This window comes from Polymorphospora rubra, assembly GCF_018324255.1.
GTDB lineage: Bacteria > Actinomycetota > Actinomycetes > Mycobacteriales > Micromonosporaceae > Polymorphospora > Polymorphospora rubra.
The window spans coordinates 1098926-1124389 of sequence record NZ_AP023359.1; the positions used below are offsets into that span (position 1 = coordinate 1098926).

General features: G+C 71.3%; 29 protein-coding genes, 3 pseudogenes and 1 riboswitch. Of the genes and pseudogenes, 13 read left to right on the forward strand and 19 right to left on the reverse strand.

Going from position 1 to position 25464, the window contains the following annotated elements; genetic code table 11:
- Window positions 1–20 precede the first annotated feature (20 nt).
- From Prubr_RS04840 to Prubr_RS04860, 5 genes and pseudogenes are all read right to left on the reverse strand, one after another.
- Window positions 21–563 (reverse strand): GNAT family N-acetyltransferase, encoded by a 543-nt coding sequence (locus Prubr_RS04840; RefSeq protein WP_212822035.1) that lies wholly within the window; start codon window positions 561–563, stop codon window positions 21–23.
- Entirely contained in the window at window positions 563–997 is a 435-nt protein-coding gene (locus Prubr_RS04845; RefSeq protein ID WP_212822037.1) for a PPOX class F420-dependent oxidoreductase, read from the reverse strand. The genes Prubr_RS04840 and Prubr_RS04845 overlap by 1 nt, the downstream gene beginning before the upstream one ends.
- A pseudogene (locus tag Prubr_RS04850) lies at window positions 987–2014 on the reverse strand (aspartate-semialdehyde dehydrogenase). The gene Prubr_RS04845 and the pseudogene Prubr_RS04850 overlap by 11 nt, the downstream one beginning before the upstream one ends.
- Before the next feature lie 49 nt (window positions 2015–2063).
- Window positions 2064–3412, reverse strand: a pseudogene (locus Prubr_RS04855) (M16 family metallopeptidase).
- Window positions 3409–4702: pseudogene (locus tag Prubr_RS04860) on the reverse strand (M16 family metallopeptidase). The pseudogenes Prubr_RS04855 and Prubr_RS04860 overlap by 4 nt, the downstream one beginning before the upstream one ends.
- Before the next feature lie 60 nt (window positions 4703–4762).
- Here Prubr_RS04860 and Prubr_RS04865 point away from each other — a divergent pair.
- Window positions 4763–6379, forward strand: coding sequence for a metallophosphoesterase family protein (locus tag Prubr_RS04865; protein ID WP_212822039.1), 1617 nt, complete (start codon window positions 4763–4765; stop codon window positions 6377–6379).
- A 29-nt stretch (window positions 6380–6408) separates the two neighbouring features.
- On the opposite strand, the gene Prubr_RS04870 is transcribed toward Prubr_RS04865, so the two are convergent.
- A complete protein-coding gene (locus Prubr_RS04870) occupies window positions 6409–6633 on the reverse strand; it encodes a hypothetical protein (protein ID WP_212822041.1) in 225 nt (74 codons plus the stop codon).
- Window positions 6634–6948: 315 nt separating this feature from the next.
- Between Prubr_RS04870 and Prubr_RS04875 the strand changes: the two genes are divergently transcribed.
- Complete coding sequence (locus Prubr_RS04875) at window positions 6949–8037, forward strand: 3-deoxy-7-phosphoheptulonate synthase (RefSeq protein WP_212822043.1); 1089 nt, start codon at window positions 6949–6951, stop codon at window positions 8035–8037.
- Between the two features lie 73 nt (window positions 8038–8110).
- Here Prubr_RS04875 and Prubr_RS04880 read toward each other — a convergent pair whose 3' ends face one another.
- A complete protein-coding gene (locus tag Prubr_RS04880) occupies window positions 8111–8395 on the reverse strand; it encodes a GlsB/YeaQ/YmgE family stress response membrane protein (RefSeq protein WP_212822045.1) in 285 nt (94 codons plus the stop codon).
- A gap of 400 nt (window positions 8396–8795) precedes the next feature.
- On the opposite strand from Prubr_RS04880, the gene Prubr_RS04885 reads away from it, so the two are divergent.
- Both Prubr_RS04885 and Prubr_RS04890 read left to right on the forward strand, forming a co-directional pair.
- On the forward strand, window positions 8796–9002 hold the full coding sequence (locus tag Prubr_RS04885) for a hypothetical protein (RefSeq protein ID WP_246568318.1): 207 nt from the start codon (window positions 8796–8798) through the stop codon (window positions 9000–9002).
- Window positions 9003–9082: 80 nt separating this feature from the next.
- Entirely contained in the window at window positions 9083–9355 is a 273-nt protein-coding gene (locus tag Prubr_RS04890; protein ID WP_212822049.1) for a hypothetical protein, read from the forward strand.
- 21 nt (window positions 9356–9376) lie between these two features.
- Here the strand turns inward: Prubr_RS04890 and Prubr_RS04895 are convergent, their stop codons facing one another.
- The 3 genes from Prubr_RS04895 to Prubr_RS04905 are packed head-to-tail and all read right to left on the reverse strand — an operon-like array spanning window position 9377 to window position 10579.
- Window positions 9377–9916, reverse strand: a complete 540-nt coding sequence (locus tag Prubr_RS04895; protein WP_212822051.1) for a DUF1360 domain-containing protein — start codon at window positions 9914–9916, stop codon at window positions 9377–9379.
- A 20-nt stretch (window positions 9917–9936) separates the two neighbouring features.
- On the reverse strand, window positions 9937–10263 hold the full coding sequence (locus tag Prubr_RS04900) for a hypothetical protein (RefSeq protein ID WP_246568320.1): 327 nt from the start codon (window positions 10261–10263) through the stop codon (window positions 9937–9939).
- 1 nt (window position 10264) lies between these two features.
- Window positions 10265–10579 carry a DUF6158 family protein gene (locus Prubr_RS04905; RefSeq protein ID WP_212822053.1) on the reverse strand — a complete coding sequence of 105 codons (315 nt, stop codon included), beginning with the start codon at window positions 10577–10579 and terminating at the stop codon, window positions 10265–10267.
- A gap of 168 nt (window positions 10580–10747) precedes the next feature.
- On the opposite strand from Prubr_RS04905, the gene Prubr_RS04910 reads away from it, so the two are divergent.
- The gene (locus tag Prubr_RS04910) at window positions 10748–11224 is read left to right on the forward strand and encodes a hypothetical protein (protein ID WP_212822055.1); all 477 of its coding nucleotides are present in this window, start codon (window positions 10748–10750) and stop codon (window positions 11222–11224) included.
- A gap of 29 nt (window positions 11225–11253) precedes the next feature.
- Window positions 11254–11565 carry a DUF3817 domain-containing protein gene (locus Prubr_RS04915; RefSeq protein WP_212822058.1) on the forward strand — a complete coding sequence of 104 codons (312 nt, stop codon included), beginning with the start codon at window positions 11254–11256 and terminating at the stop codon, window positions 11563–11565.
- Between the two features lie 81 nt (window positions 11566–11646).
- On the opposite strand, the gene Prubr_RS04920 is transcribed toward Prubr_RS04915, so the two are convergent.
- On the reverse strand, window positions 11647–11835 hold the full coding sequence (locus Prubr_RS04920; protein ID WP_212827512.1) for a DUF397 domain-containing protein: 189 nt from the start codon (window positions 11833–11835) through the stop codon (window positions 11647–11649).
- Window positions 11836–12053: 218 nt separating this feature from the next.
- Window positions 12054–12347 (reverse strand): DUF397 domain-containing protein, encoded by a 294-nt coding sequence (locus Prubr_RS04925; protein WP_343221600.1) that lies wholly within the window; start codon window positions 12345–12347, stop codon window positions 12054–12056.
- A 380-nt stretch (window positions 12348–12727) separates the two neighbouring features.
- Between Prubr_RS04925 and Prubr_RS04930 the strand changes: the two genes are divergently transcribed.
- Both Prubr_RS04930 and Prubr_RS04935 read left to right on the forward strand, forming a co-directional pair.
- Window positions 12728–13603, forward strand: a complete 876-nt coding sequence (locus Prubr_RS04930; RefSeq protein ID WP_212822060.1) for a helix-turn-helix domain-containing protein — start codon at window positions 12728–12730, stop codon at window positions 13601–13603.
- Window positions 13604–13635: 32 nt separating this feature from the next.
- Window positions 13636–14499, forward strand: coding sequence for a helix-turn-helix domain-containing protein (locus Prubr_RS04935; RefSeq protein WP_212822062.1), 864 nt, complete (start codon window positions 13636–13638; stop codon window positions 14497–14499).
- A 65-nt stretch (window positions 14500–14564) separates the two neighbouring features.
- Here Prubr_RS04935 and Prubr_RS04940 read toward each other — a convergent pair whose 3' ends face one another.
- Window positions 14565–15293, reverse strand: coding sequence for a DUF6232 family protein (locus Prubr_RS04940; protein ID WP_343221601.1), 729 nt, complete (start codon window positions 15291–15293; stop codon window positions 14565–14567).
- A gap of 432 nt (window positions 15294–15725) precedes the next feature.
- Window positions 15726–15848: riboswitch (cyclic di-AMP (ydaO/yuaA leader) on the forward strand.
- Window positions 15849–15882: 34 nt separating this feature from the next.
- Here Prubr_RS04940 and Prubr_RS04945 point away from each other — a divergent pair.
- On the forward strand, window positions 15883–16845 hold the full coding sequence (locus tag Prubr_RS04945; RefSeq protein WP_246568322.1) for a C40 family peptidase: 963 nt from the start codon (window positions 15883–15885) through the stop codon (window positions 16843–16845).
- A gap of 180 nt (window positions 16846–17025) precedes the next feature.
- On the forward strand, window positions 17026–17976 hold the full coding sequence (locus Prubr_RS04950; RefSeq protein WP_212822064.1) for a DNA-3-methyladenine glycosylase family protein: 951 nt from the start codon (window positions 17026–17028) through the stop codon (window positions 17974–17976).
- Window positions 17977–18060: 84 nt separating this feature from the next.
- Here the strand turns inward: Prubr_RS04950 and Prubr_RS04955 are convergent, their stop codons facing one another.
- The 6 genes from Prubr_RS04955 to Prubr_RS04975 all read right to left on the reverse strand — a co-directional run bounded on the left by Prubr_RS04955 (window position 18061) and on the right by Prubr_RS04975 (window position 23545).
- Window positions 18061–19062, reverse strand: a complete 1002-nt coding sequence (locus Prubr_RS04955; RefSeq protein WP_212822066.1) for a sigma-70 family RNA polymerase sigma factor — start codon at window positions 19060–19062, stop codon at window positions 18061–18063.
- 478 nt (window positions 19063–19540) lie between these two features.
- The gene (gene murQ, locus Prubr_RS04960) at window positions 19541–20542 is read right to left on the reverse strand and encodes an N-acetylmuramic acid 6-phosphate etherase (RefSeq protein ID WP_212822067.1); all 1002 of its coding nucleotides are present in this window, start codon (window positions 20540–20542) and stop codon (window positions 19541–19543) included.
- A gap of 115 nt (window positions 20543–20657) precedes the next feature.
- Window positions 20658–21527 (reverse strand): MurR/RpiR family transcriptional regulator, encoded by an 870-nt coding sequence (locus tag Prubr_RS04965; protein WP_212827516.1) that lies wholly within the window; start codon window positions 21525–21527, stop codon window positions 20658–20660.
- Between the two features lie 184 nt (window positions 21528–21711).
- A complete protein-coding gene (locus tag Prubr_RS36670; RefSeq protein WP_246568324.1) occupies window positions 21712–22053 on the reverse strand; it encodes a hypothetical protein in 342 nt (113 codons plus the stop codon).
- A complete protein-coding gene (locus tag Prubr_RS04970; RefSeq protein WP_246568326.1) occupies window positions 21990–22721 on the reverse strand; it encodes an NAD-dependent epimerase/dehydratase family protein in 732 nt (243 codons plus the stop codon). Before Prubr_RS04970 ends, Prubr_RS36670 begins: the two co-directional genes overlap by 64 nt.
- A gap of 62 nt (window positions 22722–22783) precedes the next feature.
- A complete protein-coding gene (locus tag Prubr_RS04975) occupies window positions 22784–23545 on the reverse strand; it encodes a dTMP kinase (protein ID WP_212822068.1) in 762 nt (253 codons plus the stop codon).
- Between the two features lie 198 nt (window positions 23546–23743).
- Here Prubr_RS04975 and Prubr_RS04980 point away from each other — a divergent pair, with 198 nt between their 5' ends.
- The 3 genes from Prubr_RS04980 to Prubr_RS04990 all read left to right on the forward strand — a co-directional run bounded on the left by Prubr_RS04980 (window position 23744) and on the right by Prubr_RS04990 (window position 25462).
- A complete protein-coding gene (locus Prubr_RS04980) occupies window positions 23744–24484 on the forward strand; it encodes a SigB/SigF/SigG family RNA polymerase sigma factor (protein ID WP_425518034.1) in 741 nt (246 codons plus the stop codon).
- A gap of 131 nt (window positions 24485–24615) precedes the next feature.
- Window positions 24616–25194: a nucleotidyltransferase gene (locus tag Prubr_RS04985; RefSeq protein WP_212822071.1), complete on the forward strand. Its 579-nt coding sequence runs from the start codon at window positions 24616–24618 to the stop codon at window positions 25192–25194.
- A gap of 22 nt (window positions 25195–25216) precedes the next feature.
- A complete protein-coding gene (locus Prubr_RS04990) occupies window positions 25217–25462 on the forward strand; it encodes a hypothetical protein (protein ID WP_212822072.1) in 246 nt (81 codons plus the stop codon).
- Window positions 25463–25464 lie beyond the last annotated feature (2 nt).

Below are 25464 nucleotides of genomic sequence, written 5' to 3' on the forward strand. Positions count from 1 at the left end.
CACAAACGTTCTACATCCAGCTAGCTCCGCACCCCGGCCGGGTCGGCCGCAAGCGTCAGGTGCATCAGCGGCAGCGCCGACGCCTCGAAGCCCATCGACCGGTAGAGCGGCTCGCCGTCGGCCGTGGCCACCAGATCGACGACCACGATGCCACGCTCGCGGTACCAACCGAGCAGGGCCGCCATCAGGGCCCGGGAGTAGCCGCGCCGGCGGTAGCCGGGGTCGGTCGACACGTTGAAGACGTACCCGATCTCGCCGCTCGGATTGTCGGGGGTGCCGAGCCGACGCTCGACCACCCCCACCACGCAGGCCGCCAACCGGGGCGGGCCGGCCGGCGCGTCGGCGGGATCGACGGGCCGATCGCCGGGGCCTGCCGGCTGGTCGACCACGAAGGCGGCCAGCGAGCCGTCCGGCTCCGCCAGCCGGTCACGCAGCGAGCGCAGCGCGACCGGCTGCCAGTCGTCGACCCCGGGCTCGCCGATCCCCATGGCCCGCAGCATCAGGCCGCGGAGCCGGACCAGCTCGGCGGCATCGTCGACCACCGCCCGACGGACCTCGACCATCAGGTCGGCGGCTGACCGTAGAGGCGGTCCACCCGCAGGCGCAGCACGAGCCGCCGGTCGGCGACCATGGCCCGGCGGTAGTCGTCCCAGTCCGGATGCTCGCCCTCGATCGACCGGTAGAGGTCCACCAGTTCCCCGACGGTGGCGTCGGCCGGGTCCGCCGCGACCGGGGTCAGCTCGGCGACGCCCTCGGCCGCCGCCCACACCCAGCCCTCGGCGGTGTTGACGTGCAGCGTGGCCCGCGGGTCGCGGCGCAGGTTGCGGGTCTTGACCCGGCCGTCGGTCAGCGACACCCGGACCAGCCGCCGCGCCGGGTCGAACGCGTAGATGATGTTCGACAGGTGGGGCCGCCCATCGGGCTGGATCGTGGCGAGCACCCCGAGCCGGTGCCCGCCCACGACCGAAAGCAGGCCCGCCTCGCGGTCAGCCGGCACTGCGCGCGGCCAGCAGCTCGGCGATCTGTACGGCGTTGAGCGCCGCCCCCTTGCGCAGATTGTCGTTGGAGCAGAAGAACGACAGCCCGTTCTCCGCCGTCTCGTCGACCCGGAACCGGCCCACGTACGTCGGGTCCTGGCCGGCCGCCCCGAGCGGCGTCGGTACGTCGGACAGCTCGACCCCGGGCGCGTCGGCGAGCAGCTCGCGGGCCCGGGCCGGGGTGAGCGGCCGGGCGAACCGAGCGTTGACCTGCAACGAGTGGCCGGTGAAGACGGGCACCCGCACACAGGTGCCGGACACCTTCAGGTCGGGAATCTCGAGGATCTTGCGGCTCTCGTTGCGGAGCTTCTGCTCCTCGTCGGTCTCCTCGGAGCCGTCGTCGACGATCGAGCCGGCCAGCGGGAGCACGTTGTAGGCGATCGGGCGGGCGAACGAACGCGGGGCCGGGAACTCCGCCGCCGCCCCGTCGAAGGTCAGCTCGGTGGCCCGGTCACTCACCTTGCGTACCTGCTCGTCCAGTTCCGCGACCCCGGCCAGCCCGGCGCCGGAGACGGCCTGGTAGGTGGCGACGACCAGGCCGACCAGGCCGGCCTCGTCGTGCAGCGGGCGCAGGATCGGCATCGCCGCCATCGTGGTGCAGTTGGGGTTGGCGATGATCCCCGGGGGCGGCGGTCGGCGGCGTGCGGGTTCACCTCGGCCACGACCAGCGGCACCTCGGGATCCATCCGCCAGGCCGAGGAGTTGTCGATGACCACCGCGCCGGCCGCGGCGACCTTCGGGGCGAGCTGCTTCGACGTCCCCTTGCCGGCGGAGAAGAGCACGATGTCCAGGCCGCTGTAGTCGGCCGTGTCCGCGTCCTCGACCGTGATCTCGCCGTCCTGCCACGGCAGGGTACGGCCCGCCGACCGGGCCGACGCGAACAACCGCAACTCCGTCACCGGAAACCGCCGCTCGGCGAGTATCCGGAGCATGACGCCACCGACCTGGCCGGTGGCTCCCACAATGCCGATCCTCATGCAGGCGAGGCTACCCACCCCGCCCACGGATACGGCAAGGTCTTTCTCATCACCCCACGCCGCCGTCGACGACCTCGCCGAGGCCGGAGGCGACCAGTTCGTCCCGGATGACGGCGGCGTCGCCCTCCACGACCAGGGTCAGCCCCTGCGGCCGCAGGTGGGCCGCCGCGGCGGCCGACACCAGGTCCCGCGGCGCCGACAGCATCGCCTCGCGCAGGTTCGCGTGGTAGTCGTCGGGAAGTCCGTGTACGACCAGGGTGGCCAGCGCCGACGCGATCGCCGCCGGGGTCTGCAGCTCGACCGAGAGCTGCCCGGCCCGCCACGACCGGGCGACCGTCAGCTCCTCCTCGGTGACCCCGTCGGCCTGCGTACGGGCGATCTCGCCGACCGCGTCGACCAGGGCGGGCGCGGTGACCGCGGTCTGCACCCCTGACGTGACGCTGAAGCGGCCGAACCGCCGGGACATCCCGAAGTCGGCCCGGATCCCGTACGTGTAGCCACGCACCTCGCGGATCAGGTGGTTGAGCCGGGACGTGAACGCGCCGCCGAGCACGGTGCCGGCGAGTTGCATCGGCACGTAGTCCGGGTGCGAGCGGTGCGGGGCGGTGTGCCCGAGCCGCAGCGACGACTGCACCGAACCGGGCCGGTCGACGAGGATGATCCGCCGCTGGGTGCGTACCTGGACGTCGATCGGCACGCCCGCCTCGACCGGGTCGCCGCCCGTGCCGGCGAACGCCGCCGCGGCCAGCGCGTCGAGGTCGATCCGGTCCAGGTCACCGGCGACGAGCAGGGTGCCGGGCCGGCGCAGCCAGCCGGTGTGGAAGCCGGTGACGTCGTCGACGGTCAGCGCGGCGACCGACTCCGGGTCGCCGTCCATGGGGCGGCCGTGGCGGACCTCGGTGCCGAACAGGTCGGCCCGCAGCGCGGCGTCGGCCCGGGGCCGGGGTTGGCCCAGTACATCCGCAGCGAGGTGACCTCGTCGTCGCGTACCCGTTCGACGTCGGCGGGGTCGAGCCGCGGCGTGCGGACCGCCTCGGCCAGCAGGGTGACGGCCGGCAGCAGCCGGTCGACCGGCACCTGCACGGTCGTGCGGAACGAGTCCCAGTCGACGCCGGTCGACAGTTCGGTGCCGAGCCCTTCCAGGGCCAGCGCGTACGCGCCGGTGTCGCGGGCGGTGGTGCCCTCCTCCAGGGCCTTGGCGACCACGCCGGCGAGCCCCTCGCGGCCCAACGGCTCCCGACCGGCGCCCGCGTCGAGCAGGAGCGTCGCGACCGCCAGGCTCTGGCCGGGCAGGTGTGCGGCGACGACCTCGCCGCCGGCCACGGCCCGCCGGACCACCGGCGGGAAGCGGTACGACCGCGGCTCGCCCGGCGACGGGCGTTCGCTGATGAGCGTCACGCGCTCTCCTCCTCGGGCAGGTACGTCAGGGTGACCCGGTCCTGCGGGCGCAGCACCTCGGCGGCGACCTCGGCCACCCGGTCGGTGGTCACGGCGAGCCAGTTCGGCAGCCGGTCGGCGGCACGGGCCGGGTCACCGAACTGGGTGGCGTAGCGGCTGAGCAGGTCGGCGCGACCGTCGACCCGGGCCAGCCCGCGCCACCAGTTCGTGGTCAGCAGCGCCTTGGCCCGGTCGAGTTCGGCTTCGGTCACCCCGCCGGTCGCGACCTCGTCGAGCACCTTCACGAGCCCGGCCTCCAACTCTTCGACGGCGACGCCGGGCCGGGTGGTCGCGGTCACGATCAGCGGCGCGGGGGCGTGGGCCAGGTCGACGCCGTACGCGGCGAGGTTGTCCGGCTGGGCGATCCGGGCCCCGTCGGCGAGCCGCTGGTAGAGCCGGCTGCCCCGGCCGTTGCCGAGAACGGCGGCCAGCACCGTCACCGCGTCGTATCCGGGGCTGCCGAACGGGTGGGTGCGGTGGCTCAGGTAGAGCCGGGGGCCGGCACCGCGGCACGGACGGTCTCGCGGACCGGGGTACCGGTGGCCGGCACCTGCCGCCCGTCCGGCGCGGCCGGGATGTCCCGGCGGGCCGCCAGCGCGCCGAAATAGCGCTCGGCCAGGGAGAACACCTCGTCGGCCGAGGTGTCGCCGACGACGGTCAGCACCGCGTTGTTCGGCGCGTAGTGGGTGGTGTGGAACGCCTGGAACGTCGCCAGGTCGGCGGCGTTGAGGTCGTCCATCGACCCGATCGTCGGGTGGTGGTACGGGTGTCCCGGCGGGTAGAGCAGCGGGAGCAGGCGCAGCCACGCGTCGCCGTACGGCACGTTCTCGTACCGCTGCCGGCGCTCGTTCTTGACCACCTCGCGCTGGTTGTCCAGGGTCTCCTGGGTCAGCGCCGGCACCAGGCCACCCATCCGGTCGGCCTCCAGCCACATGGCCAGCGCGAGGTGTTCGGCCGGGACGGTGTCGAAGTAGTTGGTGCGGTCGGGGTTGGTGCTGGCGTTCAGCGAGCCGCCGGCACCCTGGATCAGTTTCATGTGCTCGGTCTTGGCCACATTGACCGATCCCTCGAACATCAGGTGTTCGAAGAGGTGGGCGAATCCGGTCTGCCCGTCGGGCTCGTGCCGGGAGCCGACGTCGTACCAGAGGTTGACCGCGACGACGGGGCGCTGCGGTCCACGCTGACGACCACCCGGAGCCCGTTGTCCAGGCGGGTGGTCTCGATCGGCCACGGATAACCGGTCACAGACATGGGCCGACGCTATCCGATCACGGTCGGGGAGGGTGGCACGGCTGGCCGGATAATGGCCGCGTGGAACTTCTGTGCATGCCGTACCTGCTGGATCCGGGGCCGGACCGGGTGCATGTGGTGTGGCACACCGAGTCGCCGGGGCCGGTCCAGGTCGTCCTGGTCGGGCCGAATGTGTCCGGGTTGTCCGAGGCGGCGGCACTGGCCGCGGCGACCGGACCGGAGGCGACCGGACCGGGCTGGCGGCGGGTCACGGCGGTCACCACGGCGCTCAGCCGGATGCGGGAGGACTCCGGGTCACGGGTGCCCGGCCGGCACTACCACAAGGTCCGGCGCCGTCTGGTGTACCGGCACCTGGCCACCGTCACCGACCTGCCGCCGGGCCGTACGCCGTACCGGGTGGTCGCCGCCGGTCGGGTCGGCCGGGCGACGGTCACCGCCGCCTTCCGACTCGCCCCCGTCGCCGGCCCGGACCAGCCGGTACGCCTGCTGCTGACCAGTGACCACCAGCTCAAGCAGATGGTGCCGGCCAACCTGGAGAAGGTCGCGCAGACCGTCGGGGTGGAACTGGACGGGGTGCTCATGGCCGGCGACATGGTCAACGTGCCGGACCGGGCCAGCGAGTGGTTCGACTCCGGCACCGGGCGGGCCTTCTTCGCCGCCTTCGGCGGGCGGGCCGGGCACCGGCTCGCCGGCCGCCTCTACCGGGGCGCGCCGATCCTCCAGCACACCCCGATCTATCCCACCCCCGGCAACCACGACGTGATGGGCCGCTGGTCGGACACCACCACGCTGGACGAGCAGTTCAACGATCCGGCGCCGGACGACTGGGACGTGACGACGTACTCGGAACTCTTCCCGCTGCCGGCGAGCCCGGAGGGCGGGCCGCGCTGGTGGTCACGCACGATCGGCGACGTCTGGGTCGCCTCGGTCTTCGCCACCCTGGTCTGGCGGCCGAACGGCGGGTACGGCGGCGAGGGCCGCTACCGGGAGCCGGCCGACCGGCTGGCGACACCGGAACGCTGGGGGCACGGCCAGTTCCTCTTCGAGCCGGTACGGCGCGGGTCGGCGCAGTTCGCGTGGCTGGAACGGGAACTCGGCTCCGCCCCGGCGCGGGCGGCCCGCTACCGGGTGGTGATGTTCCACCATCCGGCGCACGGGCTGGGCACGCACTCGGTGCCGGCGTACACCGACCCGGTGCGGACCGTCGTCCGGGATCCGGTGACCGGTGCGGTCACCGAGGTGCGGTACGACTACCCGCTCGAGGCGGACCACATCCTGCGCGACCTGGCGCCGCTGTTCGACACGGCCGGGGTGCACCTCGTGCTCAACGGCCACTCGCACATCTGGAACCGGTTCCGCACCCCGGCCGGGGTCAACTGGCTGGAGACGTCGAACGTCGGCAACAGCTACGGCGCGTACGACGTGACCTCCGGCCGGCTGCGGGACGCCCCGGACGGCTACCCCCTCCAGGGTGATCCGGGCGGGCTGGCGCCGGTGGTGCCGACCGTCGCCCCGCTCACCGACGCCTCGGGCCGGCCGCTGCCGTACGTCGCCAGCAACGACGTGACCGCGTTCTCGATCCTGGACTCGGCGGCCGGCGTCGTACGGTCGTACCGGTTCGACACCCGCGAACCCAACTCGGCGGTCGTCCTCTTCGACGAGTTCCCGCTGGCCTGATCCGGTGCGCGGTCAGTCCGGCGGTGCGGTCAGTCCGGCGGCTCGGTCACCGTCTGGTCGGAGGTACGCCGCTCCAGGACCGTGTCGGGCGCGGCCCCCGGGTCCGCCGTACGTCGGTCGGACTCGGCGAGGATCGCCGTCGCCTGCGCCCGCGCGTCGTCACTGCCGGCCGCCCGTTCCTCGGGTAGCAGACGGAGCGCCCGCGATTCGGCCCGTTCCCGGTCGGGGTCCCGTTCGGTGGTCTCTGCACTCATACCGGTCTTCCTTACCCCGTCGGACCGTCCGCCACGCGCCCGGCCGCCGGGTGGCCGGGCGCGTGGCGGACGTCCCAGGACGCGGAACGGTGGCCGGCACGGGCGTGCCGGTCGGGTATGGTTGGCCGCGTGCGGCGCTCCTATCGATGGTTTCGTCAGCCGGCCCTGGTGCCGGTGACTCGGCCATGACCTGACGTCACCGCACACCAGAGCCGGCTAGGGCAGGGGCCTCGTCCCTGCCCTTTCGCATGCGACGAGCAGCCGGCTCTACCGCGGGACACCGGCCCCGGGTGGCTGGCGGAGGGACAACCCACGATGATCAGCACTGGCACCGCCCGGGTCACCGATCAGCGCATCGACCGCGTCGTACCGCTGACCACCCCGGCCCTGCTGCACCACGAACTGCCGCTCGACGACGCGTCGACCACGGCCGTGCTCGACAGTCGACGAGCCGTCGCCCGGGTGCTCGACCGGGTCGACGACCGCCTGCTGGTGGTCGTCGGCCCGTGCTCCGTGCATGATCCGGTCGCGGCGCTGGACTACGCCGACCGGCTCCGGGTGACGGCCGGACGGCTCGCCGACGACCTGCTGATCGTGATGCGGGTCTACTTCGAGAAGCCCCGGTCCACGGTCGGCTGGAAGGGCCTGATCAACGATCCCGGCCTGGACGGCTCGGGCGACGTCAACACCGGTCTGCGTACGGCCCGCGCCCTGCTGCTCGACGTGTTGCGGCTCGGTCTGCCGGTGGGTTGCGAGTTCCTCGACCCGATCACCCCGCAGTACATCGCGGACACGGTGGCCTGGGGCGCGATCGGCGCCCGGACCGTGGAGAGCCAGGTGCACCGGCAACTGTCGTCGGGCCTGTCGATGCCGATCGGCATGAAGAACCGGCCGGACGGCAACGTCGGCACCGCGGTCGACGCGATCCGGGCCGCGGGCGTACCGCACGTCTTCCCCGGCATCGACATGTCCGGTACCCCGGCGATCCTGCACACGCGGGGCAACGCCGACTGCCACCTGGTGCTGCGGGGCGGGCGCGGCGGCCCCAACTACGACGCCGAGTCGATCCGGGAGTCGTTGGCGCATCTGCGGGCGGCCGGCCTGCCGGAGCGGTTGGTCGTCGACGCGAGCCACGACAACAGCGGCAAGGACCACCGCCGGCAGCCGGTGGTGGTGGAGAGCGTCGCCGAGCAGTTGGCGGCCGGCCAGCGGGGCATCACCGGGGTGATGCTGGAGTCGTTCCTGGTCGAGGGACGTCAGGATCTCGACCCCACCCGCCCGCTGGCCTACGGCCAGTCGATCACCGATGCCTGCATGAGTTGGGAGCGCACCGACGCGGTGCTCACCGACCTCGCGGCGGCGGTGGCCGCCCGCCGTACGACGATCGCCGCCGCCCGGGCGTGAACCTCCGGCACGGGCGGGCATCGGACCGGATGCCCGCCCGGCGCCGGGACACGGATCGGGTGGCCGGGACGGTTCAGCGTTGTGTCCGGCCGCCGGCGGTCCGGTTGCCGGCCAGGCGTGCGGCAACATAGACGAACAGCACCGCGAGCCCGACCTGAATCGCGTGCCTGATCCAGTCGACGCCGCGGGTCTCGCCCACGCCGAGTACGTCGGCGATGATGCCGCCGAGCAGCGCGGCGGCCACCCCGACACCGATCGTGACCCAGATCGAGATGTTCTGCCGGCCGGGCAGCAGCAGCCGGCCCAGCATGCCGATGATCGTGCCGGCGATGAGCGCCCACAGGATTGTGCCGATCATGACTCCTCCTCGCAGCCGGCCCGGCACCCCGCGGACCGCTTCGTGGGCCGACCTGCCGGGATCGTACTGTTCAGAGCGTATGCCGGACAGTTCTATATATGGCGGGAAATGGTTGATCTGCCGGCATGGGGCGGATTCCCAGGAAACGAACCGAAAAAAGCGCCGCCCGCTGGCCTTGGCCAGCGGGCGGCGCCCGGTGTCGGTGTGCAGGTCGCCTCTCGGCGAGTGGCACGACGCGGCTCCAGCCGAACGGTATTCCGCGAAGGCAGTTGGGTGAGGCCCGGGGACACTGGACACACCGACGGTGGGTACAACCGCGGTCCCCCGCCCCCTGTTCCGCCCCACGGTGTGCAGCGGATCACAGCGTTTGGCGCATCCACGCCGGGGTAGCAGATCCACCGTGACCGACGAACCGCCCAACCGCGACCTCGACCGGCTGCTTGACGACATCTACTTCGGGCAGGAACGCGTCACCCAGGCGGAGATCTACCGGCGGGCCATCGCCGCCGACCTGCACGCCAGCCTGCTCACCCGCATCGGCGCGATGCCCGAGGGCGAGTACGCGATCGACGAGGCCGCCGACCTGCTCGGCGGCTCCGCCGCCTGACCGGGACCGACGGACAGCACCCCATCCCCCCAAGCCGCCGGACCGGCCCCGGCCCGCCGATGCCGCACGGAGGAGAAGACATGAAACGCGACGACCCCGCCGACCAGTTCGTCCCCCCGCTCGGCGAGCCGGTCGAGGCGACCCGCCCGGGCGCGTCCGAGGAGCAGACGACCGGCCCGGACGCGACCGGATCCGACGCGACCCGGCCCACCCCGACCAGCGCCGAGCAGGACGGCGACTTCGCCGACGAACACGACAACACCACGGTCGACGACGACATTCTCACCGGCGAGGACGTCGACCGGGAGCCCGAGGCACCGAACGGCTGGGCCGGCCTGGAAGAGGAGCCGTAACCCCACGGCCGACCGCCGGCCCTACGACGTACGTCCGCCGTGGTCGGGGCCGTGCGCCGCCCGCTGCGCGACCGCGTACCCCATCTGGAGGAAGTCCGAGACGGCGACGGCGGTCAGCGCGGTCGCCACCAGGCGGGTCAGCCGGGGTGCCAGCACCAGCCCGCCGGTCAGGCCGGTGGCGACCCAGACCGCCAGGCAGAACGGGCAGCTCAGCAGCTCGCCGATCGCGTGCCGGGTGGCGCTGCCCCCGTCCCGTACCTGTTCCATCACCTCGCCGCTGCCGATCGGCTTGTCGTAGCTGGTGAACGGCGCCCGTAGCGGACTGGTCACGGCGTCCTTGGACAGCAGCCGGCTCAGCTTGTGCGTCGCGATCGACAACAGCACGACGTCGGATGTCGCGGGTCGGTCCGGCACCGGGCGGTGGGTCACCCGCGCCACCGCGGCGAGCCCCGCCGCCACCGTGGCGTACGTGCCCATGGCGGCGAGATAGCCACCCAGGGGACGGTGTTCGTGCGGCGCGTACGCCTGCCGCAGCCGGCCGAGCCGGTCCCGGATCCGCATGTCGGCACTCCCTGAAGTGATCAGCCGGCGGTCAGGTTGTCGGCCACCTCGCGGGCGAGACAGGTCAACGCCTCCTCGGCGATCCCGGTCAGCCGGTCCGGCGCATTGTCCGCTTCGAGGCGGAGCCGGGCCAGCGCACCGCCCGCCGGAACCTCGTCGACCCGCAGGACCGCCGACCAGCCGTCGGGGGCGGCCCAGCGGGCCTCCAGCGGCTGGTCACCCGCCCTCCGGTCATTGGCCGCCAACAGTGGCTCGGGCAACCACGCGCCCACCCGGTCGGGGTCCGTCGCGGTGTTGAAGACCACCTCCGGCGGCGCGGACATGCTCCGCTGGGTGTCCACCGGCATGTCAGATCCCACCGCGCAGACGCCCCGCGTCGACCTCACGGCCGGGATGCCGGGCCAGGTACTCGGTCTCCAACTCCGCCGTCCGCCGCAGATGCGTCGCGAGCGCACTGTCCGGGGCGTGCCGCAACGTGTCCAGCCGGGTACGGTGCAGGCTGTTCATCTCACGGATCAGATCCTCTTCGGGGAGGGTGGTCGGGTCGATCCCGATCTCGTCCTCGGCGAGTCCGGTCGCGGTGCCGACCCCGTCCCGGATGTGGTCGCCGTCCCACTCGCCGATCCGTTGCTCCGGGCTCACGTCGCGTACTGATTCGGTCATCGTCGCTCCCGGTGTCTCGTACCTTGCGTCTGCTTCGGGTTCTTCTGGGATGGTTGCCCGGAGCGGCGGGCGCCAAACCCGCCCTGCCCCGCGGTGGGCCCGCCCCTGCCGAACATCGACTACGACGGCGCGTCGGAGACGGCGCGGTGCCACCGGTACGCTCGGGCCATGAAGCGGCTGTTGACCCCGTCGTGGATCGCGCGGCACGTGGGCGCGGTCGCGCTCGTGGCCGCCTTCAGCGCGCTCGGCTGGTGGCAGATCAGCCGGGCCGTCGCGGGCAACACCCTGAGCTGGGCGTACGCCGTGGAGTGGCCGGTCTTCGCCGGCTTCGTGATCTTCGTCTGGGTCCGCGAGGTACGGCACACCCTGCGGGGCGGGCAACCCGCCGAGGGCGACGCCGCCGATACGCCGGACGAGCCCGCGGAAGCGGCCCGGCCGCTGGCCGCGACCGGTGTGGGCGGGCCCGGCCCCGCGGCGGACGGCGGTCTCGGGAACGCGGCGGGCGTGCCGGGGATCCGCCGGCCGGTCCGCGCCACCCGCCGGACCACCGTCGTCGACGAAGATCCGGAACTGGACGAGTACAACCGCTATCTCGCCTGGCGCACCGCCAACCCGGACGCGCGCATCAGCGACTACCCCGGCTGACCCCGGCAGCAAGAAGGAGAGGAACCATCGTGGGCGGAGCCCTGACCCGATACCGCGTCATTGCCTACATCGTGGGTGTGGTGCTGATCGCGCTCGTGGTGATCGGAATGCCGATGAAGTACATCTGGGGCGACCCGATTGTCGTCGAGACGATCGGCCCCGGGCACGGCTTCCTCTACATGGTGTACCTGGTGGCCGCCTTCGACCTGGGCCGACGGGCGGAATGGCCGTTGAGCCGGATGGCCCTCGTCATGTTGGCCGGAACCGTGCCGTTCGTGTCGTTCTGGGCAGAGCGCGTGGTGGCCAGGTGGGCGCGCGAACCGCAGCCGGCCACCAGCTGACCGAGGTCGGGCGGATGCCGGTGAGCGGTCGGCAGCGGTGCCGGCCGACCACCGGCAGAACTGGTCAGTGGTGTCGCACGGTCAGCCGTGCAACTTCCCCGCCCTGAGCGCGTCGCAGAAGGTGGTCCAACTGCCCGGCTCGATCTCGAGAACCCCCCCGTCGGGGTACTGCGAATTGCGTACGAGCACCTGCCCTGAACGGTAGGCCACCTCGACGCAGTTGTGGGCCTCGCACCGGCTGCTCCGGTGCCATCTCTCCGGCTGTCCCATCACACTCACCTGTCCCTCCCCGGGTTCAGGCGGAGGCGCGGTGTGCCCCCCACACCTCCGCCGTCACCGTCAATTCTGCACGACGGCCACAAGCGGTGAAGGTCGCTCACGTGAGTGAATAGAATGCCTGGTCAGCGGGGGTAACGATGACCCGGGGGACATCCGCCCGCCGGCGGACCGCAGTGGTCCACCGGCGGGCGGATCAGCCCTACGGATGCCTACCGGAGATCAAATTCTCCGGCCCGGACCCCGGCGATAAAGTCTTGCCAGACCGCCGCACTGAATGCGACCTGGTCTTCCGGAAGCGCACTGTTCCGGACCGCAACCTCACCACTACGACGAGCGACTTCGACACAATTGTGCGACTCGCACCGTGAACTCTTCCGCCAAGACCCAACGACGGGCAACACCTGGGACATCCGAACTCCGACTTCGCGAAATGTGCTCAAATTTGGTCGCGGAAGAGTCCGATGACGACCACGGATCTCCCCCGGCGGTAAAACCTTGGACATTAGATCGCCTTTGTGCAATCGATCCAAGCCACGACACGGCCGAGAGTTCGGATCTTGGTCAGACTTTGACTGCTCCCGGAGGGAGCGTGCCAACCCTGGAAAAGGGCGCAACCGGGGTGTAGCCTTCAGCCAGACTCGCCATATGGCAGGTTGCCGCTAGCCAGGTGGCAGATAGCACCCGGTTGCTGTCAGCGGCAGTTGAGTTGCTGTCAGCGGCAGTTGACAGGCACCAGCTCGCCGCCGGCAGCCGGTTGCGTCTCGCCAGGTGGCAGGTCAGCAAGGCAGGTCAGCCGGCTTGGCACGCTGTCGGACCTTCCGTAACCCGATCTTGGCTCCTCGTCGGCACACTGGACCGCCGTGCACCAAGGGAGGACCAGCCGATGACCACAGTGCAGGGTCCAACCGTCGGACGCCGCCGACTGCGGTCGGCCCTACGTCGCGCCCGGGAATCCGCCAGGCTGACCCAGGAGCAGGTCTCGGCGGCGATGGACTGGTCGCTGTCCAAGCTCATCAGGATCGAGGCAGGCAGCGTCTCGATCTCCACGAACGATCTCAAGGCGTTGCTCGGGCACTACCGGATGACCGATCCGGAACAGGTCGCGGAACTGGTCGAGCTGGCCCGCGTCGCCCGCCGCCGGACCTGGTGGTCGCAGTACAAGGACATCCTGCCCGCCCCGTTCGTCGCCTACATCGGCCTGGAGCTGGAGGCGTCGAGGATCTCGTTCTTCGAATCGTCCGGAATACCGGGTCTCCTCCAGACCGAACAGTACGCACGGGCGATGGTCACCGCCGCCGCCGCGGCGGCGGCGACCGTACCGGTCGATCCGGACGAGTTCGAGACGGTCGTGGCGCTCCGCATGCGGCGCCAGCGGGAGGTCCTGGACCGGCCGGACCCGCCGACGATCGAGGTGGTCCTCGACGAGGCGGTGCTGCACCGGCAGACCGGTGGACCGGCCTGCATACGCCAACAGTTGGGGCATCTGACAACCGTGGGTGGCTGGCCGAACGTGACCATCCAGGTCCTGCCGTTCACCGCCGGCACCTACGCCAGCCAGGGTCCGTTCATCGTCCTGGGGTTCTCCGAGCCGGACGACGATGCCGTGGTTTACCTCGACGGCGTACACAGTCAGGACCTCGTCGACCGGGCCGACCTCGTGGCGCCCTACCAGCAGACGTTCCAGCGGCTCCGGGAGATGTCGCTCGGGCACGCCGAGTCGATCGCCACGATCGACCGGATCGCCCGCCAGATCGGCTGACGCCGGGCTCCGATTCGGTGGGGAGGTCACCGATGACCGCGCTACACGGAGCGACGATCGGGCGTCGGCGGCTGCGCTCGGCGCTACGGGCGGCCCGGGAGGGCGCCGGCCTCACCCAGGAGCAGGTGGCCGACGCCATGGACTGGTCGCTGTCCAAGGTGATCCGGATCGAGGCGGGCGCCGTCTCCGTTTCCACCAACGACGTGAAGGCGCTGCTCAACCACTACCGGCTGACCGACGCGGAGCAGGTGGCCGAACTGGTCGACCTGGCGCGGATCTCCCGTCGCCGCACCTGGTGGTCGCGATACCGCGACGGCCTGCCCGCGCCGTACCTGTCGTACATCGGGTTGGAGGTCGAGGCGTCGAGCCTGCTGTTCTTCCAGTCGGTCGGGATTCCCGGGCTGTTGCAGACGGACGCGTACGCGCGGGCCAGCACGGTCGCCTCGCTACGGTTCGCGGTGGAGCCGTTCGACCTCGACATCGTCGACGACGTACGGGCCCGACGGCGGCACGAGGTGCTGGACCGGGCCGACCCGCCATCCATCGAGGTGGTGCTCGACGAGTCGGTGCTGCACCGCCAGACCGGCGGGGTGGTCTGTCTCCGCGACCAGTTGCGACACCTCGTCGACGTCGGGAGCACGTCGCACATCACGATCCAGGTGCTCCCGTTCCAGGTGCCGGACTACGCGGTCCGCGCGCCGTTCATCGTCGTGCGGTTCCCTGGGGTGGGCGACACCGACGTGGTCTTCGTGGGCAGTCCGCTGTCACAGGACCTGACCGACACGTCCGACACGGTCGAGCCGTACGTGGACGCTTTCCGCACCCTGCAGGCCATGTCGCTGGATCCGGCGGCGTCGCTCGCGCGCATCGCGCGGATCGCCGACGACCTCCGCTGACCGGCGGAGGCACCGCGGACAGGGACGCGGGCGACCCCCCTCCGGGGTCGCCCGCGCGGGAGCGGTCAGCGTACGGTCGGCCACTGGCCGGCGGAGGCCAGCGGGTCGGCGATCCCGCCGTAGCGGGCCGCTTCCTTGGCCCGGATCAGTGCCCTGGTGACCTGCCCGTAGATCCGTTCCTGGTCGCTGGCGAAGATCATGACGGCCCGTCCCCGGATGTCGGCCCACAGCTCGTACGGCCGGGGCCGCAGCCGGTGCCCGATGGCGGCGGTCAGCATCGGCACCATGGCGGCGGCGCCGAGCGCCAGGTAGGTCGCGGGGCTGATGTCGTTGAGTTCGCGCACGTAGCCGAGGGTGGCCCCGACACCGGCGACCACCACGGCGGTGACCATCATGGACCGAACCGTCAACGGGTCCCGTCGGCCCCGCCCGGTCCGCAGGTTGGTCAACTCCCAGATCGGGTAGCGCCGTTCACCGATCACGAACCACTCCGTCGTGATGTAGAGACCGGGTTGGCGGTAGATCGTGGTAGGTGTCCGGCGGGTTACCCATTCGGGCTTTCCGGACATGGCCTCTGTTGAGCGGGTGGGTTGGCGGGTAGCATTCACGAGATGCCTCCAAGGGCTCGTGACGCGGGTCGGCGACGCAAACCAGGTTCGACACCGTTCGAGGATCGGCACGCGTCTCGAAAGATCGACATGTGATCCACAAGATCGGCATCTGATGGCAGTCAGGTGCCGATCGTCTTCTCGCCGCGGCGCCGGTTCCGCGAAACCTCTACGGCCTAACTCCATTGTGTGGACGCGTACGCCAAAAGAGAAGGGGGGCAATGTGCAACCTGGCACTTTTACAGGCGGCAGGTGGCTCCCTGGACAACCATAACGCCCACATTGCACACATTTAGCCTCATTGATACCGTCAAGAGCGACAAATAGCCTCAAACGTCCACCAATCTTGGCAAGATCGACTTTTGCCGCCAGGCCCCTCCGGGAACCGCCACTCACGCGAGCACAAACGCAACGCAGGGCGACAACAACGGACAGTAAGCCCGACAATTGACCGATCGGGCTCCCCGGCGCACATCACGCAGCCGCCCCCTTTCGAACGATCCGGACCGCGACTAGGTTGGAACCGCTGGTCCGGTCGTCAGCCAACCCCTCGGGAGGCGCCGGCCCGGCGCCGCCGAATCATCGGTCATCCACTGTCGACACCCGGTCACTCTCCGCGGTCGACCGGAGCCGATGAACCGGGAACCCACCAGCACCAAGGGGTGAATCCACGTTCCGTGGTAGGGCGATCTTCCCGCCCGAATCCGTCAGCTAACCCGGTAGGCGGCTGGATCACGCCGATCGTCGTGACCAGGGAAGAAAGGCTCTGCCTGTCTTGTCGCCCGTACGGATGCTGCTGCGCGCCGTCGTCCTGACCGGTATCACCATCGGCCTCGTCGTACCCGCCACGGGTGCCGCCGCCGAGCCGTCGGTCAGTGAGTTGACGCAGCGGATCAACAAGTCGTCGGCCGAACTGGAGAAGGTCGTCGAGTCCTACAACAAGCTCAACGAGGAGATCAAGGCAACCAAGGCGGCCAAGGCCGCGGTCGAGGCCAAGCTCGGACCGCTACAGGAGCAGTTGGCCCAGACCGAGGGCGAGGTCGGCACGATCGCGGCACGCGCCTACAAGTCCGGCGGCCTGGACATGGTCCAGGCGGTTCTCACCGCCGGTGAGACCGGATCGCTGGTGGATCGCCTGGGCACCCTGGAGCAACTCGCCCGCGAGCGCCAGTCCCGGGTGAGCGGGTTCACGACCACCCAGCGCGAATACCTGGACGAGCAGGCACGGCTCGACGCGACCCTGGCCCGGGAGACCGCCCAGGCCAAGGAGCTGGAGACCGGCAAGAAGAAGATCGAGGCCGATCTCAAGAAGCTGTACGAGATGCGTGAACGGGCGTACGGCTCGGCCACCAATCCGGGCAGCTCCTACAGCGGCAGCATCCCGTCGGTTTCCGGACAGGCCGGTGTCGCGGTCCGGTTCGCGTACGGGGCGATCGGCAAGCCGTACGTCTGGGCGGCCGCCGGCCCGAACGGCTACGACTGTTCGGGGCTGACCCTGGCGGCGTGGCGGGCGGCCGGCAAGTCGCTGCCGCACAACGCGGCCATGCAGTGGGACCGCGTCGCGAAGATCAGCCGGAGCGCGCTTCAGCCGGGTGACCTGGTCTTCTACAGCAACCTCGGCCACGTCGGCATCTTCGTCGGCAGCGGCAAGGTGATCCACGCACCGACCTTCGGCGAGAGCGTCAAGATCTCCAGCGTCGACATGATGCCTCCGTACGGCTACGGCCGGGTCCGGTAGTTCGCTCCCGTGCCGGGGTCACCCCGGCGGCGCACGACGGCACTCGGTGCGGTCCGGATGCCGGCCCGACACCCCGCAAGATCGCCGTTTCGGCGCGGATAACGCAGTCGACTGCACATCCGGCGCCGAAACGGCGATCTTGACCGGCGATTGTCGTAGGGCCGCCCGATCCTGGGCCGCATGACAGACCTCCCCGCGGTCCACCGGACCGTTCTGCCGGCCCTACCCCCGTTCTCGTTCGACCTGAGTCTGCGCGCCCTCGACGACTTCCGGCCGTGCGCCGGCGACCACCGCCGGACGGGTGACACGGTCCGGAAGGCGTTGCTGCTCCCCCGCCCCGCCGGCCAACCCGACCGGGCGGTCGTGGTCGAGGTCGCCGCGGCAGCCGGCCCGCCGCCGGGCGTCGCCCTCACCGTCTTCGCCGACGCCCCACTGGCACCCGCCGAGCGGTCCGCCGTCGAGCGGCTGGTCGCCCACTGGTTCAGCCTCGCCGACGATCCGACGCCGCTGCTGTCCGCCGCCGGTGCCGACCCGGCCATGGAGCCGCTGCTGCGGGTGGCTCGTGGCCTGCACCAGGTTCGTTTCGCGTCCATCGCCGAGGGCGCGGTCTACTTCACGCTCACGCAGCGCAGCACGCAGTGGTTCGCCGCGGCACGCAAGCGTCGTCTCATGTCCGACCTGGGCGCGACCGTACGGCTCGACGGCACCGCCTACACCGCGTTCCCGTCCCTGGCGACCATCGCGCGGCTGACCGACCAGGAACTGACCGGCTACGCCGGCCACCGGCAGCGCGCCGAGCGGCTCCGGGGCGTCGTCGAGGGCATCGCCGCCCTGGACGAGGAGTGGCTGCGCACCGGCCCGTACGACGAGGTCCGCGCGGCCCTGCTGGGCGTTCCCGGCGTCGGGCCGTTCACCGCGCATTCGCTGTTGCTGCGGGTGCTCGGCCGGCCCGACGACGCACCGCTGGAGATGGCCCGGTTCGAGTTGCTCGCCCGCGCGGTCTACGGCGACCCGCCGCCGTCGGCCGCCGAGGTCAGAGCCTGCTACGGGCGCCAGACCGGCGGGTGGGCATACCTGGCGCGGGTCGGCCTGAGCTGGCTGCCCGCCCCGGCGCCGGTGACGGCCGGCTGACAACCCCGGCCGGCTGGAAACACGAGGTGGCCGGCACCCCTGTTCGGGTGCCGGCCACCTCGACCGTACGGGTCGCGGAACCTGTCAGGCGGCCTGAAGGCCCTCCGCGCGGGCCAGCTCACGCAGCCGGCCGAGTGCCTGGATCTCCAGCTGGCGGATCCGCTCGCGGGAGAGCGAGAACCGCGAAGCCACCTCGGTCAGGGAGTGCTCGCGACCGTCCTCGAGGCCGTACCGGGCCCGCATGATGCCGGCCGACCGGTCGTCGAGGTGGTTGAGCAGTCCTTCGATGCGCTGACGCTCCAACGCGGTGAGCACGATCTCCTCGGGCGACGGCGCGTCGCTGTCCGCGACCAGGTCGCCGAGGTTGGTGTCGCCGTCGTCGCCGACCGGGGTGTCCAGCGAGACGGTGTCCTGCGACCAGCGGACCAGTTCGTGGACCCGCTCGACCGGAACCCCGAGCGCCGCCGCGATCTGCTCCGGCTCCGGGTCGGAGCCCAGCTCACGGGTCAGCTGTCGGGCGACGTTACGCATCCGGTTGACGTCCTCGACCAGGTGCACCGGCAGGCGGACGGTGCGCTCCTGCTGGGCGATGGCCCGGCTGATCGCCTGGCGGATCCACCAGGTCGCGTAGGTGGAGAACTTGAACCCGCGCTCGTAGTCGAACTTCTCGACGGCGCGGACCAGGCCGGTGTTGCCCTCCTGGATGAGGTCGAGCATCGGCATGCCGGAGCGCACGTAGCGGCGGGCGATCGACACGACCAGCCGGAGGTTGGCCCGGATGAACAGGTCCTTGGCCCGCTCGCCGTCGGCGACGAGCCGCTCCAGTTCCTCGCGGTCGACGCCGCTCGGCACCCGGTCGGTCTCGAGCAGGTGCTCCGCGTAGAGACCGGCCTCGATCGCCTTGGAGAGGTTGACCTCGGTAGCCGCGTCGAGCAGCGGTGTCCGGGAGATCTCGTGCAGGTAGACGCCGACCAGGTCGCGTTCTTCGGCAACTTCGTCGGTGCGCATGACCATCTTCTTTTCCACGTTGCCCACGGTCCCCTCGTCTGCCCCGATTGCCCTCTTGCCTCTGGTCTCCACGTTCATCAGCCCTCCCCCGTAACCTCTGCTGTGCCCTGTCGTCCTGACACCTACACAACAGATGAGACGTGTCGGCGATTCCGTCTCGTCATTGGAAAGTGTCACGAACGCCTGAAGATTCGCTGAGAGCGCGATTGACGTTTGCTGTCAGCGTCGCCGTCCAGGCGATTCGGAGCCGGGCACTTCCGCACGGCGTGGCGATCCGCCGCTCGGCGTCCGGTCAACGACAACACCGGCCGCCCGGCCGGCGCAGCGACCCTGGTCACCGGGAGGGCTGCGATCCTCGTCACCTCAGCTACACGAACGATTACCGCTTTCGGTTCACCACGCTTTTCGGAGTACCCCGCCATGGAAGGAACAATCGGGCAGGATCATCACTTCCCGCCGTGACGAACGTCGCAGACGGCAGAGAACAGCGGGTCGACATGCCGCGGACAGGTCGCCGTACGGGGCGGAAATCAGACCGAATTCAGTCGGGAACCGGTCAGGAGGCGAGCAGGGCGAGTGCGTCGCGTACCCGGTGCGCGGACCGGGCCAGGGCGGCCCGGGCGTCCTCGACGCCGGCCCCGGAGACCAGCGACACCAGGGCGGCCTTGAGGTCTCCGTCGGCCTCGGTGAGGGCCTGCTCGGCGACCTCTTCGGTGCGGCCGGTCGCCTCGATGAGGATGGAGATCATCCGCCCCCGGAGCTTGGCGTTTGTCGCCACCATGTCGATCATGAGATTGGAGTAGACCCGGCCGAGCCGCACCATGACGGCGGTCGAGAACGCGTTGAGCACCAACTTCTGCGCGGTGGCCGCCTTCATCCGGGTGGAGCCGGTCACCACCTCGGGCCCCGTGTCGATCCCGATGAAGACGTCGACCTCGTCTGCGGCCAAAGCGCCGGGGTTGGCGCACAGCAACACCGTCGACGCACCGAGTGTCCGGGCGGCCCGGAGGGCCCCCAGGACGTACGGCGTACGTCCGCTCGCCGCCAGTCCCACGACCAGGTCGCCGGCCCGTACGCTCGCCTGCGCCTCGGCGTGGCCGGCCGACGCGTCGTCCTCGGCATCCTCGACGGCCCGCCACATCGCCTCCGGACCGCCGGCGAGGTGGGCCCGGAACCAGTGGTCCGGAGTGTTGAAGGTCGGCGAGAGTTCGGCGGCGTCGAGCACGCCGAGCCGGCCGGAGGTGCCCGCGCCGAAGTAGTGCACCCGGCGGCCGTCCCGCAGCGCGGCGACGGCCAGTTCGACGGCGGTGCCGACCTCGTCGTGCACAGCCGCGACCGCGACCGGCACCCGACTGTCCGCCTCGTTGATCACCCGCAGGACGTCCCCGGTGGACATCAGGTCGAGGTCGGCGCTGGTCGGGTTGGACCGCTCGGTCGGGGCGGCGACCCGTACGGCGGCCCGGGGGTGCCGGGCGTCGGTGGCGTCCAGGTCGGCGGCACCGGCCGGTGCGGTGCCGGGCACGGGGGTGGGGTCGAGCCTGGTCGGTTCCGCCGTCATGCCATCCCCCGCCTGCGCTGCCGGTGCACGGCGGGCCGTCCGCCGCGCCGAACGGTGACTCCGGGCCCGCCGGCCGTGGTGCGACCGGCACCACGACCGGCCCGTACGGACCGGGTCATGCCTTCCTCCGGTGCCCGCCGAGCCGGTGTGCCTGCACGGCCTCGGCGGTCACCTCCAGTGCCTTTCTCGCCCTCGCCCGGTTGCGCGCCGCCACCCCGACGAAGAGGCAGTCGACGATCGTCAGCTGCGCCAGCCGGCTGGCCATCGCGCCGGACCGGTAGGTGGTCTCGCGGGCGGCGGTGGTCAGCACGAAGTCGGCGACCTCGGTGATCGGCGAGCGGGGGAAGTTGGTGATCGCCACGGTCGTGGCGCCACGCGCCCGCCCCTGCTCCAGCACCTCGATGACGTCCGAGGTCGTGCCGGTGTGCGAGATGCCGATCGCGACGTCACCCCGGCCGAGCAGGGCCGACGACGTCAGCGCGGCGTGTACGTCGGGGAAGTAGAACGCGGTCCGGCCGATGCGGTGCAGCTTCTGCTGGAAGTCGGACGCGACGAAGCCACTCGCGCCGGCACCGTAGATCTCGACCCGGTCGGCGTTGTTGATCGCGTCGACGACCCGTTCGCAGACCTCGGCGTCGAGCTGCTCGGCGGTCTCCTCGACGGCGCGGGCGTCGTTGAAGGCGATCGTGGCGATGATCTGGGCGAGGTCGGCGCCGGGCGGGATGTCGCCGCCGACCACCCGCGCGTCCGGCGGCTCGACCCGGCGGGCGGCCTCGGCGGCGAGCCGGATCCGCAGCTGGGGGTAGCCCTCCATGCCGACGGAGCGGCAGAAGCGGATCACGGTCGCCTCGGAGGTCTCCGCGGCCGTCGCGAGGTCGGTGATCGTCCGGCGGGCCGCGTCGGCGGGGTCGGCGACCACGAGGCGGGCGACCCGCTGCTCGGCGGGTGACAGCGACGGCAGCAGGCCGCTGATGTGGACGATCAGCCCACCGGTGTCGTGGCCCGCGGCGGCTCGCGCCTCCGAAGCCGTCGAACCTCGCGCCCCACCGGTCGCAGAAACCTTCGCAGTCTTCGCCACGGATGAAACTTACTTTCACAAATGCCGGAGAGTCAACCGTGACTGTCGGCACCTGCGAAAGTACGCCCACCCGGCCGCCGCCGGGCCCCGCTCAGCCCAGCCGTCCGTGCCATTCGCGCAACACCTTCGTCTCGGCGTCGGGGGCCAGACCGCCCGCCTTGACCGCATCCGGATGATCGGTCATCCATTGCCGGGTGGCGCGCGCCGTCTCGGCCAGCGCACGGGGAGCGAGCCCGGCGGCCAGCGTGTCGGACACGTCCCGGGACAGGAAACCGCCGTATTCGGGCAGGGGCAGCCACAGCGGCAGGGCCCGCTCGCCGGACCAGGGCCGTACGTCGTGCTCGACCAGGAACTCCTGGTCGACCCAGGTCAGCTCCGGATCGGGCCGACCCACCCCCGCCGCCACCTCGGCGAGGAAGCGTGCCCTGGGCATCGCCGGCCCCATGCCGTCGTAGGTGCCGGCGAGCCCGCTCTCCCCGCCCGGACCAGCCAGGCCGCCAGGTCGGCCACGTCGACGAACTGCACCGGCTCGTCCGGGGCACCGGGTGCCAGCACCTCGCCGCCGGCGGCCAGCCGGCGGACCCAGTACGGGAACCGGTCGCTGATGTCCTCCGGCCCGATGATCAGCCCGGCCCGGCAGATGAACGCGCGGTCGGCGCCCACCCCGTCGCGTACGACCGACTCGCAGGTGACCTTGCAGGGGCCGTACCACTCCATGTTGTCGCCGGACGGGTCGTCGACCTCGGCGGGGGCGGGAGCCACCAGCGGCGCGGTGGCCGCCCGCTGTCCCGGTGTGGAGTCGTCGGCGTAGACGGAGCAGGTCGACACGAACGACCAGTGGCCGACCCGGTCGGCGAGCGTGGCCACCGCGTGGCGGGCGTGGCTCGGCCGGCGGGTCACGTCGACGACCGCGTCGAAGTCACCGTCCAGGTTCGACAGGCCGGCCGGGTCGTCACGGTCCACCCGGACGAACCGTACGCCGTCCACGGGTGCGCCGGTCACGCCGCGGGCGGCGGCGGTGACGTCGTGGCCGGCGTCGAGGGCGTACCGGGCGATCGCGCGGCCCAGGAACACGGTGCCGCCGAGGATGAGAAGTCGCATGCGGCAGATCCTCGCCCGCCACCGCGAGCCGGCGACAGTCCCGTTCACCGGTGGCGAAACGGTTACGCCGAGCGCGTAGCGATCCGGGCCACGCCGGGACCGGGCACCGCCGGGCCGGCCGGTGGCGGCAACCCGTCGACGGGGCCGGCCACCGGCCCGGTGGACGGCCGCACCGGGAACCGCTCCGCCAGGTGGTCGAGGATCGCCGCGGTCACCTCGGCCGGGGTGCCGTTGGCGTCGACCACCACGAAGCGCGGGTGTTCCGGCAGCGAGCGGTAGGCGGCGACCGAGGCCGCCAGGAACTCCATGCTCTCGTGGTCGGTGCCGCGCTCCTCGATCCGCCGGTAGGCCTCCGCGGGGGCGACGTCGAGCAGGAACGTGACGTCCGGCGCCGGAAAGATCCGGTAGAAGGCCCGGGCGACCACTTCCCAGCGGTGTCCGCCGTGGGCGCGGATGCTGGCGTACTGGCAGGCCGCGTAGCGGTCCATGACGGCGACCCGGCGGCGCAGCGTGGAGCGCAACAGCGCGCGGGCGATGGCGAGCCAGCGCAGCACCGACTCCACGAACAGCAGGCCGGTGCGGCCGAGAAGATGCTGTGGATCGCGCCGGCCGAGCCGGCGGGCGAGCCGGCCGAGCCAGCGCCGCCCGCCGGCGTTCTGCCAGTACGTCGCCGGCATGCCGCCGGCGGTCAGCAGGTCGGCGAGTTGGTGTGCCTGGGTGGTCTTGCCGGAACCGTCGATGCCGACCAGCGCGATGGCGCGCGGCCGGCGGGTGGTGTCCGCGTCGTTCCCACTCGTGCTGCGGTGTTGCGGTACCGGGGCCACAGTGACCAACGGTACCGGGCGGACGCACGCCGCCGTCGTGGCGAAAGCCGAGGTACCGACCAATGACGTAGCACTTTTGCCCGTATTCAATAATTTATCGCCCTAGAATGGGGCTAATCCGGCACATAGGAGGCCTCAGTGGGCAGCACACATGTCCGCACCGCAGCCGAACGGGAATTCGACGAACGAGGCTCGGCGCTGCTCGGCGAACTGCACGCGCTCGCCCCCGACGACCCGCTCCGCCCCGGCCTGCGGGCCGACGCCATCGAGCAGTGGCTGCCCCTGGCCCAACATCTCGCCGGCCGGTTCGCCAACCGGGGCGAGCCGGTCGACGATCTGGTCCAGACCGCCACCGTCGGCCTGATCAAGGCGGTGGACCGGTTCGATCCGGGCCGTGGGGTGGAGTTCGCCGGGTTCGCGATCCCGACCATCGTCGGCGAGATCAAACGCCACTTCCGGGACCGCACCTGGGACGTCCGGGTGCCCCGCCGGATCCAGGAACTGCGGATCGTGATCTCGGAAGCCACCGAGATCCTGCCGCAACGACTCGGCCGGGTGCCCACCGTGGCCGACCTCGCCCGGCACCTCGGGATCAGCGAGGAAGAGGTGCTGGAGGGCCTGGAAGGCGCCCGCGCCTACAACACCGTCTCGCTCTCCACCCCGACCAACGACACCGAGGGTGCCGCCGAACTCGGCGACCTGCTCGGCGGCGAGGACGACGAACTCGCCCTCGCCGAACTGCGGGTCGCGCTGGGCCCCGCGCTGGCCTCCCTCGACCGGCGCGAGCAGCAGATCCTCACCATGCGGTTCTTCGGCAACCTCACCCAGTCGCAGATCGCCGAACGGGTCGGCGTGTCGCAGATGCACGTCTCCCGGCTGCTGGCCCGGGCCCTGGTGAAGCTGCGCGGACACCTCGACGACGGGTACGGCGGGCGGTGACCCGGCCCGCCCCGGCGGGTTAGCCCCGGCCCGTACGGGGAATGCGCTCCTGAGCCCCTGCCCAGGTGTCAGCGGGCCGACGGTCGGGTACCGGTAGACCTTCAACAGACACCTACCCACGGGAGACCGCCATGTCTCACCGCGTGGACGAGGGCCTTCTCAACACCCTCAAACGCGTAGCCGCCGTACTGAAACAGTCCGACGTGCCGTTCGCGCTCGGTGGCAGCTTCGCGGTGTACGCCCACGGGGGCCATTCCAGCGACCACGACGTCGACTTCCTGGTACGCGAACAGGACATCGAACGCAGCCTGGAAGCGCTCGTCGAGGCCGGCTTCACCGCGGAACGCCCACCGGAGGACTGGCTCGTCAAGGTCTACGACGACGGTCGGATGGTCGACCTGATCCACCGGCCGATCGAAACCCCGGTCACCGACGAGACGTTCACCGACACCGTCGTACGGCCCGTCGACGCGATCCAGATGCCGGTCCTGTCGGCCACCCAACTGATGGTGCACAAACTGCTCAGCTTCTCCCAGCACTACTGCGACTTCGCCCGCGGACTGCCGCTGGCCCGCTCGCTGCGGGAGCAGATCGACTGGGACCGGGTACGTAAGGAAACCGAGCACTCCCCGTACGCCGAGGCGTTCCTGGTGCTGCTGGACCGGCTGGACGTGGTGCCGTACGGGCCCGACCGGGAGGTGCGGACGTGACCGCGCGGATCGAGGAGGAGTCGTGAGCGACGAATACCTGGAAGCGGAGATACAACATCTGCTGACCGAGAACGCCGACATCGCCGAGCAGGGCATCACCGCGTCGCGGCGGGACAACACGCTGGTCCTGTGCGGCGAGGTGGAGAGCCCGCAACGCCGGGACGAGATCCTGCGCCTGGTGCGGGAGCGGTACCCCGACCTGCGGCTGGCCGCGGACATCGGGGTGACCCGCGCCGCCGCGCCGACCGAAGCGGAGGAACTGCCGTGATC

Excerpts from the sequence above, each read along its gene's own strand:
- Prubr_RS04955 (WP_212822066.1), bottom strand. The coding sequence starts at position 19,062 with ATGAACGTGGAGACCAGAGGCAAGAGGGCAATCGGGGCAGACGAGGGG.
- Prubr_RS04930 (WP_212822060.1), top strand. The coding sequence starts at position 12,728 with ATGACCACAGTGCAGGGTCCAACCGTCGGACGCCGCCGACTGCGGTCG.
- Prubr_RS04910 (WP_212822055.1), top strand. The coding sequence starts at position 10,748 with ATGAAGCGGCTGTTGACCCCGTCGTGGATCGCGCGGCACGTGGGCGCG.
- Prubr_RS04940 (WP_343221601.1), bottom strand. The coding sequence starts at position 15,293 with ATGGAGTTAGGCCGTAGAGGTTTCGCGGAACCGGCGCCGCGGCGAGAA.
- Prubr_RS04935 (WP_212822062.1), top strand. The coding sequence starts at position 13,636 with ATGACCGCGCTACACGGAGCGACGATCGGGCGTCGGCGGCTGCGCTCG.
- Prubr_RS04950 (WP_212822064.1), top strand. The coding sequence starts at position 17,026 with ATGACAGACCTCCCCGCGGTCCACCGGACCGTTCTGCCGGCCCTACCC.
- Prubr_RS04870 (WP_212822041.1), bottom strand. The coding sequence starts at position 6,633 with ATGAGTGCAGAGACCACCGAACGGGACCCCGACCGGGAACGGGCCGAA.
- Prubr_RS04920 (WP_212827512.1), bottom strand. The coding sequence starts at position 11,835 with ATGGGACAGCCGGAGAGATGGCACCGGAGCAGCCGGTGCGAGGCCCAC.
- Prubr_RS04900 (WP_246568320.1), bottom strand. The coding sequence starts at position 10,263 with ATGCCGGTGGACACCCAGCGGAGCATGTCCGCGCCGCCGGAGGTGGTC.
- Prubr_RS04985 (WP_212822071.1), top strand. The coding sequence starts at position 24,616 with ATGTCTCACCGCGTGGACGAGGGCCTTCTCAACACCCTCAAACGCGTA.
- murQ (WP_212822067.1), bottom strand. The coding sequence starts at position 20,542 with ATGACGGCGGAACCGACCAGGCTCGACCCCACCCCCGTGCCCGGCACC.
- Prubr_RS04890 (WP_212822049.1), top strand. The coding sequence starts at position 9,083 with ATGAAACGCGACGACCCCGCCGACCAGTTCGTCCCCCCGCTCGGCGAG.
- Prubr_RS04875 (WP_212822043.1), top strand. The coding sequence starts at position 6,949 with ATGATCAGCACTGGCACCGCCCGGGTCACCGATCAGCGCATCGACCGC.
- Prubr_RS04895 (WP_212822051.1), bottom strand. The coding sequence starts at position 9,916 with ATGCGGATCCGGGACCGGCTCGGCCGGCTGCGGCAGGCGTACGCGCCG.
- Prubr_RS04970 (WP_246568326.1), bottom strand. The coding sequence starts at position 22,721 with ATGCGACTTCTCATCCTCGGCGGCACCGTGTTCCTGGGCCGCGCGATC.
- Prubr_RS04880 (WP_212822045.1), bottom strand. The coding sequence starts at position 8,395 with ATGATCGGCACAATCCTGTGGGCGCTCATCGCCGGCACGATCATCGGC.
- Prubr_RS36670 (WP_246568324.1), bottom strand. The coding sequence starts at position 22,053 with ATGCCCAGGGCACGCTTCCTCGCCGAGGTGGCGGCGGGGGTGGGTCGG.
- Prubr_RS04905 (WP_212822053.1), bottom strand. The coding sequence starts at position 10,579 with ATGACCGAATCAGTACGCGACGTGAGCCCGGAGCAACGGATCGGCGAG.
- Prubr_RS04840 (WP_212822035.1), bottom strand. The coding sequence starts at position 563 with ATGGTCGAGGTCCGTCGGGCGGTGGTCGACGATGCCGCCGAGCTGGTC.
- Prubr_RS04925 (WP_343221600.1), bottom strand. The coding sequence starts at position 12,347 with ATGTCCAAGGTTTTACCGCCGGGGGAGATCCGTGGTCGTCATCGGACT.